The organism is Pseudomonas sp. PB105, assembly GCF_009764655.1.
GTDB lineage: Bacteria > Pseudomonadota > Gammaproteobacteria > Pseudomonadales > Pseudomonadaceae > Aquipseudomonas > Aquipseudomonas cyclaminis.
Genome location: NZ_RWIO01000054.1, coordinates 154,407 through 164,113, shown reverse-complemented (window position 1 = coordinate 164,113; position 9,707 = coordinate 154,407). Strand labels below are relative to the sequence as shown.

Sequence of the window (9,707 nt, the reverse complement as noted above, 5' to 3'; positions counted from 1 at the left end):
ACTTGAAGGGTACGAGTTGGTTGAGGTCGGCGCGGCAGTTGATCATGCGCTTTTCGTCAACGGCGACGCGGGCGGCGGAGCCTTCGAGTTCGGCGAGGCCTTCGGCGACGTCGAGTTTGTCCAGGGCAGCCTTGGCGCGGATGATCGCGGCGGAGTCGTTGGCGGTCACGTGGCGTGCTTCCAGCGCGGCGGCAGCGCCGGCACCGTCGAGGCGGTCCATGTTGGCTTCACTGGCGTGGCCGGCGTTGGCGCCCTTGATCACCGCTGCACCGGTGTCCTCGTTGTCGACTTCATCCCAACTCAGCATTGAAATACTCCCTTCTGTTCTGGTTTGGCGGCATGAGAACCCGTCCAAAAAATATGCGATTTGCAGGCTGTCAGGCATTGAAATAGTGCGCATAGTGTGGTCGGCAAATACCGATACTGCACACTATGTAGTGGTCTGTTTTGTTTGTGGGCACACTATATGGGGTGTTACACGGTTGGTCAACGAACAAGAAGAGCGCAACTGCCGCAGAGACCCGCGCCTAAGCTAATTCTAAAAAGATATTTATTGGCGGTTTTTAAGATCGTTTAGCTTGGGCGCTTCTAACAGATTCTGTTCAAGGAGCGAGCCGCCGATGTCCCATGTGCGATCCCTGGCCCATCGCCGCTAAGGCGCGCGCACTGCCTTGAGCAACAGCGCTTCAAACACCCGCTGTACCCGCGGCTCATCGGTATGGGCCACATTAAAACGCATCGAATCACGATGGGCCGGGTCGTAGCCGAACAGCGCGCCCGGCGCCAGCACCATGCTGCGTTTCAATGCCTCCTGGGCCAACAGCTCGCCATTGACCCCCGCAGGCAGGCGCGCCCAGATAAACATCCCGCCGTCATACGCCATCGGCAACTCACAGCCGCAGCGCTTGAGCCATTGCTCGACGCGCCCACCGGCCTCCATCAAGCGCTGGACCATGCGCTTGCGGTGCTTGGCGTAGCTGCCTTCACTGAGCATGCGGTAGACGATCTGCTCGAACAGCTCCGAGGTCACGCCGCCGCTCATCAACTTCATATTGGTCAGGTTGGCCGCCAGTTGCGGCGCGGCCACCACAAAGCTGACGCGGGTGTTGGCGCTCAGAATCTTGGAAAAGCCCGACAGGTAGGTGACCTGATCCAGACCGGCGACGGCCGCCAGGCGCGGTGGCGGGTTGGGATGAAGGTCACCGTAGAGGTCATCCTCGACGATATGGCAGTGGTACTGCTGGGTCAGTTGCAGCAGCCGAAACGCCTGGCTGGGGCTGAAGGAATGGCCGGTGGGGTTATGCAGCACGCTGGTGGTGAGATAGAGGCTGGGGCGGTGTTCGGCCAATAGCTGTTCGAGGGCGACGAAATCGAAGCCATCGGGACGGCGCTGGATGGTCACCACCTTGACGCCATGCAGCGCCAGGTTGGCGTGGAAGTTGAAGTAGCACGGCGCGTCAAGCAGCACCGTATCGCCGGGACGGGCGAGCAGGCGCATCAGCATGTCCAGGCCCTGCACGGTATTGGGGGTGGTGATGATCTGCTCCACCGGCACCGACAACCCTTCGCCGTGCAGCTTCTGTTGCAGGGCCTGGCGCAACGGCAGCAAGCCGGCCGGCGTGCCCAGCCCGGCGATGCGCAGCGACGGCGCACGCACCACGCTGCGCATGGCTTGGCGGATGGCGTCGGCGTCCAACCAATCTTCCGGCAGGTGGCCGCCGCCGGGGCGCAGTTCGCCGCTGGCAGTGACCAGGGGCCGACGCAAGACGCTGAGCAGATCCTGAGGCAGCAGGTCGACCCACGCCACCGAGGCCGGGCGTGCGCTGTCCATCGCCACAAAGTAGCCACGGCCCTGGCTGGAGGTGAGCAGATGGCGCCCGCGCAGGCGGTCCAGGGCTTCATTGAGGGTGAACTTGCTGACGCCCAGGGTCTGGGTCAATTCGCGCACCGACGGCAACTTGCTGCCAGGCGCCCATTCGCCGTTCTCGATGGCCTGGCTGAACGCCTCGACGATCTGTTGCACCTTCGGCGTGCCGTCCACAAAGGCGATGGCGGATACGAACATAAACCTTCCTTGTGTTTACTGGTGATTTTACCGGTGAAGTTAGGCCGGATTAGGCATTACTTCACCTGCCTTGTGCAATGCCGCTCCCCTAGACTGCGCGCCATCTCGCCTGGAATTGGCGAACTTCCCTACCAGCGAGCCATGGATTTCGCATTCTCATGAAGACTTATATGTGTGCGCCCTGCGGATTTATGTACGTAGAAGAATTGGGCATTCCTGAAGACGGAATCCCGGCCGGCACCCCTTGGGAAGAGGTGCCGGAAGACTGGACATGCCCGGATTGCGGCGTGACCAAGGCCGATTTCATGGCCATTGAACTGTAACCCTCCATCACGAAAGGAATCGCTTCATGGAAAGTAACCTGATCAACGCCGCCGTACCTTTCTGTACCGGTGTGGCCCACCAGAAATACCTCGCCGCCGAGAAGGGCCTAGACACCGCCATCGAAGGCGGCTGCACCCATTGGTATATCGATGGCAGCCTGTTCGGCGAAATGGTCGATGACTGGACCGACGAACGCATCGCCAGTCTGCAAGCGCAGATCGCGGCCACCGGTGTGAAGCCCGTCTACCACGGCAACTTCAAGGCGCCGCTGGGCAGTGACGTCGAAGCCTTTCGCGTGGCCGCCGTGGCGTATGTGAAAAAGGAAGTCGACATTGCCAGCCGTCTGGGCGCGCCGTTGATCATCCACGGGGGCTGCATCGTCGAACCAAAAATGGTGCTGATGGCCAAGAAAGTCGCCCTGGAGCACTACCTCAAGTCGGTGCAGGAACTGGCGCGTTACGCCGAGGCCAAGGGCGTGGACATCTACCTGGAAAACCTGTCGAACTACGTCAACTACCGGCCGTTTCACTACATCTTCACCCATGAAGCGGAATACGCCTTTGTGTTCGAGCGTCTGCAGGCCCACAGCAACGTGTACTTCTTCCTCGACGCCGGCCACGCCAATATCGAGGATGGCCTGCCGGCCGAGGTGGTGCGCAAGTATCACCACCTGATCAAGGGCATTTCCTTCAGCAACAACAATGGCGTGCAGGACCAGCACTTCGGCATTCATGACGGCAACTGCGACTACGCCGACGTGATGCAGGCCATTGTCGAAACCAACTGGAAAGGCCTGGTGGCCTTCGAAACCCGCAACCAGACGGCCAAAGCGGCCCTCGGTGAGCTGGCGGTGATGTACCGCGAATCCCTGGCCACCGAGATCGCTGTCGCTTGATGGAAGCCGGGGCGGGCGCCGGTGTGCCCGTCCCACGGCTGTCGTTTCTACTTATTGAAGGCCCTGGCCCATGACCACTGCGTTAACCCTGTCTTCGTTTCTCTATTTCCTGCTGTTCTGCGCCACCATGACTTTCAGCCCCGGCCCCATGACCCTGCTGCTGCTGAGCCTGGGCTTGAAGGACGGTTTGCGCAGCTCGATCCCGGCGCAGATCGGCGCCAGCGTGTCGTACCTGATTTCGATCCTGATCTTCGCCGTGGGCTTCTCGGAGCTGATCAAGGGCAACCTCGCGATCACCCAGACTATCCAGTTTGTCGGCGTGGCCTACATTCTCTACCTGGCCTACAAACAGTGGACCAGCAGCGGCGTGGCCATCGGCAAGGCCGGCGCCGTGGAGGGCTCGCGCAGCCTGTTCGGCAAAGGGCTGCTGACCGGGTTTTCCAACCCCAAGACCATCATCATGTTCAGCGCCGTGTTCCCGCAGTTTGCCGGGGCAGGGGAGCACAGCTCGGCGGCGGATATCGCCATCCTCGGCGCGACGTTCCTGTTGCTGCAATTTGCCAGCGGCTGCCTGTATTGCTACTTCGGCCAACGCATCAAGCACGTCCTGGAAAACCCCAAGCGCCGCGTGCTGTTGCAGCGGGTCACGGCGGTGTTGCTGTTGGGCGTAGCGTTGATGCTGGCCCGGGGTTTTTCCCACTGAGCGCTTTGGATCGGGCATTTGCGCGGGTGATGAGCTTATGAGTGGTAGTGGCGAATTGCTGGCGCCCTGATAGACTCCAGGCATTCATCCAGGATTACCCTCGACCATGCCAGCCGCCGGAGGAAAAGGACTTCCGCTCGCTATTCGTTTGTACAAATCCCGCACCCTGGGGCTGACGCTCGGTCTGGTGTGTGTGGTCTTTGGCATGTACCCGCTGCACCCGTCGCCCTGGGTGTGGGCGTGGATGCTGATCAACGCGTTTGTCTGGCCCCATCTGGCGTTCCAACTTTCCTTGCGAACCGCCAACACGCTGCGCACTGAGCGCGGCAACCTGTTGTTCGATTCGTTCTGCGGCGGTTTCTGGGTCGGTGCCATGCACTTCAATCCACTGCCCAGCGTCACCACATTGTCGATGATGACCATGAACAACGTGGCCCTCGGCGGCCCCCGCCTGATGCTGGCGGGGTGGTTGGCGCAGGCGCTGGGCATCGGCGCCTCGCTGCTGATCTTCGCGCCGGCCTTTGTCGCCACCACCACCCTGGTCCAACTCTACGCATGCCTGCCGATCCTGATGCTGTATCCCCTGGCGCTTGGCTGGATCTGCTACCGCCAGGCCCTGAACCTGGCCCGGCACAAACGTGAATTACTCGCCCTGAGCCGCACCGACAGCCTGACCGGCCTGCTCAACCATGGCGCCTGGAAAGATCAGCTGGAGATTGAATTCCAACGCTGCCGCCGCGAGCAGCAGGGCGCTGCGATTGCGCTGATCGACATCGACCATTTCAAGACCATCAACGACACCTACGGCCACGTTACGGGCGATATCGTCCTGCGCCAACTCGGTAAAATACTGCGCCAGAACCTGCGCGCCACCGACCTGGCCGGACGCTACGGCGGCGACGAGTTCTGTGTGATCCTGCCGGGCATGCCGCTCAACCGGGCCACGGAAGTCATGGACGCACTGCGTGACCGCTTCAATGCCCTGGCATACGCCCAGGACCCGACCTTACGCGCCAGCTTGAGCATCGGCCTGGCGCCGTATCGACCCGAACATGCCGATTCCACCGGTTGGCTCAACGATGCCGACCTGGCGCTGTATGAAGCCAAGAGCAGCGGGCGCAACCGTGTCAGCGCGGTGCACGGGAGTTGGTTGCGGTCCGTTTAGTGGGGTAGGGTGTGGCGGCCCCCCCAACAAAAAACAAGGACCGGTTTATGCTCTTCACCTTCCCCCGTACGCTCCTGGCCGCCACGCTGGCCTTGTCCTTCGCACTCCCGGCCTACAGCGCCGAACTCCACCCGCAGATCCAGGCGGATGCCCAGCAGTACAAGGCCGAGGCCCTGAAACTGCTGGAGCGCCTGGTGAATATCGACTCCGGTTCCGGCTACGGGCCGGGCCTGACCCAGGTCAGCGACATCGCCGTGGATGAGTTGAAACAGTTGGGCTTCAGCATCGAACGCGTGCCGGACGCCGCCGCCAACAGCAACCATGTGATTGCCACCCTCAAGGGCACCGGCAAGGCCAAGATCCTGCTGATGGCGCACATGGACACCGTGTTCAAGGAAGGCTCGGCTGCAGAGCGCCCGTTTCACATCAAGGACGGCCGCGCCTATGGCCCCGGCGTGATGGATGACAAGGGCGGCATCGTCGCAGGCATCTACGCACTCAAAGTCTTGAAAAACCAAGGCTTCAAGGACTACGCGCAAATCACCTTCCTGCTCGACGCCAGCGAAGAAACCGGCTCCGACATCGCCTCCGAGCTGATCCGCACCACCGCCAAGGCCCACGACGTCACCCTCAACCTCGAACCCGGCCGCCCCGCCGACGGCCTGGTGGTATGGCGCAAAGGCAGCGCCACCGCCGTGGTCGAAGTCAAAGGCAAAGCCGCCCACGCCGGCGTCGCCCCGGAACTGGGCCGCAACGCCGCCATGGAAGCCGCGCACCAGATCCTGCAACTGGGCAAACTGGGTGATGAAGAGAAGAAAACCACCATCAACTTCACGGTGATCAAGGCCGGCGACCGCACCAACGTGATTCCAGACCAAGCCACCGCCAAGGCGGATGTCCGCGCAGCCTTGCCGGAAGAGTTTGATCGGATCGAGAAAGATCTGGTGCGGGTTTCAGCTAACAAACTGATCCCGGAAACCGACGTGACCACCACCCTCAAACGCGGCCTGCCGCCAATGCCGCAGACGGCGGAGTCGGACAAATTGGTAGCGATTGCCCAAGGGATCTATGGGGAATTGGGCAAGAAGCTGACCATCGAAGGCAGCGGCGGCGCGGCGGATGCGAGTTTATCGGCCGGAGTGGGGACACCGACGCTGGATGGTTTCGGGATTGTGGGTGGGAATATTCACACGGCCGAGGAATATGCGGAGGTGGAGAGTGTGGTGCCTCGGGTTTACCTGTTGAGTCGGATGATTATGGAGTTGGCGAAGCGGTGAATTGACGGTACGCAGTGTGGTCTTTGTGGTGAGCCTGCTCACCACAGAGATTGGCGCTATTAGTCTTGATGACGGGAATCAAGAGGCAGCCCCGTCAACCAGGGCCTTAACGAAAAAAACCATCTGCAATCCTTCGCACTGTGTGATCAGGCGAAGGACTTTGCAGAGGTTTTCAGGGAGAAGCTGTAGAGCTTATCCGGCGTTCACGTGGGAAGCTTCGACAGCTTTTGTCTTCTCGCGCCCCAGTACCAGACTGCACAGAGCCGGCAAGAACAACAGCGTCAACAGCGTGCCCACCAGCACTCCACCGATCAGCACATAGGCCAGGGACGACCAGAACACCGACAACGTCAGCGGAATAAACGCCAGCGCCGCTGCCAACGCGGTCAAGATCACCGGCCTGGCCCGCCGCACCGTGGCTTCGACGATGGCCTCGCGTATCGCCATGCCCTGTTCCTGGTTCTGGCGAATCTGGTCGGTGAAGATCAGTGTGTTGCGCATCAGAATGCCGCCGATGCCGATCAGCCCCAGTATCGCGTTGAACCCAAACGGCTGGTTGAACAGCAACAGCGTCGGCACCGCGCCGATCAAGCCCAAGGGCGCGGTGGCGAAAACCATGAACATCACGCCGAAGGAGCGCACCTGGAACATGATCACGCTGAGGGTCAGCAGGATCATGATCGGGAACAGCGCGGCCAGGGCGACGTTGGCCTTGGCGCTTTCTTCCACCGGGCCGCCGATGTCGAGCGTGTAGCCCGCCGGCAGTTTGGCGATCAGCGGTTGCAGGTCTTTGTACACGGCCATTTCCACGTCGGGCGGTTGCACGCCGTCGATGATGTCGGCGCGCACTTCCACGGTGGTCGCGCGGTTGCGGCGCTTGAGGATCGGCTCTTCCATCACCGCCTGGAAATGCCCGACCTGGGCCAGGGGCACTGAGGTGCCAGCGCTGTTGGTCAGGGTCATGTTGTTGAGGTTGCCGAGGTTCTCGCGTTGGTTGCCCTGGGCGCGGGCCACGACGGACACGGTGCGATTACCTTCACGCACCTCGGTGATCGGATTGCCGCTGAGCAGGGCGTTGAGCTGGGACTTGACTTCATTGGGGGTGAAACCCAGCAGGCGCAGGCGGTCTTGATCGAGCACCAGGCGATAACCGCTGGTGCGCTCGCCCCAATCAAGGAAGGCATCTTTGGTCAGTGGGTTGGCGGCGACGACGTTGCGTACGTCTTCGGACAGCCCGCGCAGCACGTCCAGATTCGGGCCGGACACGCGAAATACCACCGGGAAGGGCACCGGCGGACCGAACAGCAATTGCGTGACGCGCACCCGCGCCGCCGGGAATTCGCCGGCCGCGATACGTTCGCGCATGCGCAGTTTGAGGGCATCGCGGGCGTGGGAGTCCGGGGTCTGCACGATTAATTTGGCGAAAGCCGGGTCGGGCAGCTCAGGGTTCAACGACAGGAAAAACCGTGGCGCGCCGCCGCCCACGTAGGTGTCGACCATGCTTGTCTGCGGTTCTTGCAGCAGCGCCTTCTCCAGTTGCGCCGCCACCGCCTCAGTGCTTTTGAAGGCGCTGCCGGGCGGCATGTACACCTCCAGAATCAGTTCGGACCGGTCGGAGTCGGGGAAGAACTGTTTCTTCACGACGCCCATGCCCAGCCCGCACAGCACAAACGCCGCCACCACCAGCCCGGTCACCAGCCAGCGCCTGCGCACGCAGAGTTCCACCAGGGCGCGCAGTTTCTGGTAGTAGCGCCCGGCGTAGATAGCGTCGTGGCCACCGGGCACCGGTTTGATGTTCGGCAGCAGCTTGACCCCCAGGTACGGGGTGAACACCACCGCCACCAGCCACGATGAAATCAGCGCGAAGCCGACAATCCAGAAGATATTGCCGGCGTACTCCCCGGCGCCCGAGCGCGCAAACCCCACCGGCAGGAAGCCGATGATGGTCACCAAGGTGCCGGTCAGCATTGGCGCGGCGGTCGAGCTCCAGGCGTAAGTGGCGGCGTGAATGCGGTCAAAGCCTTCTTCGAGTTTGACCACCATCATCTCGATGGCGATGATCGCGTCGTCCACCAGGAGGCCGAGGGAAATGATCAGCGCGCCAAGGGTGACGCGGTCGAACTCTCGCCCCGTCACCAGCATGATCACGAACACCACGGACAGCGTCAGCGGCACCGCAGCTGCCACCACCAGGCCGACGCGAAAGCCAAGGGCCAACAGGCTGATGATCATCACCACCGCCAGGGCAACGAAGAATTTCAGCATGAATTCATTCACCGCCAGGCTGATGTTTTTCGCCTGGTCGGAGACCTTGGCGAAGTTCACCCCCAATGGCAGGTCTGCGTGGATCCGCGCTTCCTCGGCCTTGAGACGCTTGTCCAGCTCCAGGCCGTTCCAGTGTTTTTCCATGATCACGCCGAGCATCAGCGCCGGATCGCCCTGATGGCGGATGCGGTAGCTCGGCGGGTCTTCATAACCGCGGCTGACGGTCGCCACATCGGCAATGCGCAGCAACCGGCCGTTGACTTCCAGCGGCACGTTTTCAATCAGCGCCAGGCTGTCGAAAGCCCCGTCGATACGGATATAGGCGCGGGCCCCTGCGGTTTCCACAAAGCCCGACGGCGCCACGGCGTTTTGCGCGGCGAGGGCAGCGAAGATCTGGTCGGGCTTGATGCCCAGAGTCGCCAGACGCTCGTAGGAAAACTCGACAAAAATGCGTTGGGCCTGTTCGCCCAGAATGTTGACCTTCTTCACCCCCGGCAGATTAAGAAAGCCCTGGCGCAGTTCCTCAGCCATCTGCACTTGCTGGCGATGGGGCAGGTGCTCGGCCTCCAGGGCGTACAGCGCAAAGTACACATCGGAATATTCATCGTTGAAGAACGGCCCGATCACCCCGTTGGGCAGCCTCGACGCTTCATCGCTGAGCTTTTTGCGGGTCTGGTAGAACAGGTCCTGGATCTCGCCGGGACGGGTGGATTCGAGGAACGTCATGCGCATCGACACAAAACCCGGCTGGGCGATGGTCTCGACGCGGTCGTAGTAGTCCAGCTCCTGCAGGCGTTTTTCCAGGCGGTCGGCGACTTGTTCCTGCATTTCCTGGGCCGTGGCGCCGGGCCAGGCGGCGGTGATGGTCATCACCTTGACGGTGAAGGACGGGTCTTCGGCGCGCCCCAGTTTGCCGAACGAGAAAATCCCGGCGGCCAGGATCGCGATGATCAGGAACAACGTGACGGCGCGGTGCTTGACCGCCAGTTCAGAGAGATTGATGCCGCGCATGT

The 9,707-nt window shown here is 61.7% G+C and carries 7 protein-coding genes and 1 pseudogene; 5 read left to right on the top strand and 3 right to left on the bottom strand.

Annotation, left to right across the window (positions count from 1 at the left end; translation table 11 throughout):
- Both EJD88_RS14660 and EJD88_RS14655 read right to left on the bottom strand, forming a co-directional pair.
- A pseudogene (locus EJD88_RS14660) lies at positions 1-307 on the bottom strand (ribonucleotide-diphosphate reductase subunit beta); the annotation flags it as partial.
- Between the two features lie 345 nt (positions 308-652).
- Positions 653-2,065 (bottom strand): PLP-dependent aminotransferase family protein, encoded by a 1,413-nt coding sequence (locus EJD88_RS14655; RefSeq protein ID WP_158878326.1) that lies wholly within the window; start codon positions 2,063-2,065, stop codon positions 653-655.
- A gap of 158 nt (positions 2,066-2,223) precedes the next feature.
- Between EJD88_RS14655 and EJD88_RS14650 the strand changes: the two genes are divergently transcribed.
- From EJD88_RS14650 to EJD88_RS14630, 5 genes are all read left to right on the top strand, one after another.
- Positions 2,224-2,388 carry a rubredoxin gene (locus EJD88_RS14650; protein WP_016968943.1) on the top strand — a complete coding sequence of 55 codons (165 nt, stop codon included), beginning with the start codon at positions 2,224-2,226 and terminating at the stop codon, positions 2,386-2,388.
- A gap of 26 nt (positions 2,389-2,414) precedes the next feature.
- On the top strand, positions 2,415-3,284 hold the full coding sequence (locus tag EJD88_RS14645; protein ID WP_099583163.1) for a sugar phosphate isomerase/epimerase: 870 nt from the start codon (positions 2,415-2,417) through the stop codon (positions 3,282-3,284).
- A gap of 70 nt (positions 3,285-3,354) precedes the next feature.
- Positions 3,355-3,987, top strand: coding sequence for a LysE family translocator (locus EJD88_RS14640; RefSeq protein ID WP_099583162.1), 633 nt, complete (start codon positions 3,355-3,357; stop codon positions 3,985-3,987).
- Between the two features lie 106 nt (positions 3,988-4,093).
- Positions 4,094-5,152 carry a diguanylate cyclase gene (locus tag EJD88_RS14635; protein ID WP_158878325.1) on the top strand — a complete coding sequence of 353 codons (1,059 nt, stop codon included), beginning with the start codon at positions 4,094-4,096 and terminating at the stop codon, positions 5,150-5,152.
- Between the two features lie 47 nt (positions 5,153-5,199).
- On the top strand, positions 5,200-6,429 hold the full coding sequence (locus EJD88_RS14630; RefSeq protein ID WP_099583160.1) for a M20/M25/M40 family metallo-hydrolase: 1,230 nt from the start codon (positions 5,200-5,202) through the stop codon (positions 6,427-6,429).
- A gap of 192 nt (positions 6,430-6,621) precedes the next feature.
- Here EJD88_RS14630 and EJD88_RS14625 read toward each other — a convergent pair whose 3' ends face one another.
- Complete coding sequence (locus EJD88_RS14625; protein ID WP_099583158.1) at positions 6,622-9,705, bottom strand: efflux RND transporter permease subunit; 3,084 nt, start codon at positions 9,703-9,705, stop codon at positions 6,622-6,624.
- Positions 9,706-9,707: the final 2 nt, after the last annotated feature.

Excerpts from the sequence above, each read along its gene's own strand:
- EJD88_RS14625 (WP_099583158.1), bottom strand. The coding sequence starts at position 9,705 with ATGCGCGGCATCAATCTCTCTGAACTGGCGGTCAAGCACCGCGCCGTC.
- EJD88_RS14635 (WP_158878325.1), top strand. The coding sequence starts at position 4,094 with ATGCCAGCCGCCGGAGGAAAAGGACTTCCGCTCGCTATTCGTTTGTAC.
- EJD88_RS14640 (WP_099583162.1), top strand. The coding sequence starts at position 3,355 with ATGACCACTGCGTTAACCCTGTCTTCGTTTCTCTATTTCCTGCTGTTC.
- EJD88_RS14645 (WP_099583163.1), top strand. The coding sequence starts at position 2,415 with ATGGAAAGTAACCTGATCAACGCCGCCGTACCTTTCTGTACCGGTGTG.
- EJD88_RS14650 (WP_016968943.1), top strand. The coding sequence starts at position 2,224 with ATGAAGACTTATATGTGTGCGCCCTGCGGATTTATGTACGTAGAAGAA.
- EJD88_RS14655 (WP_158878326.1), bottom strand. The coding sequence starts at position 2,065 with ATGTTCGTATCCGCCATCGCCTTTGTGGACGGCACGCCGAAGGTGCAA.
- EJD88_RS14630 (WP_099583160.1), top strand. The coding sequence starts at position 5,200 with ATGCTCTTCACCTTCCCCCGTACGCTCCTGGCCGCCACGCTGGCCTTG.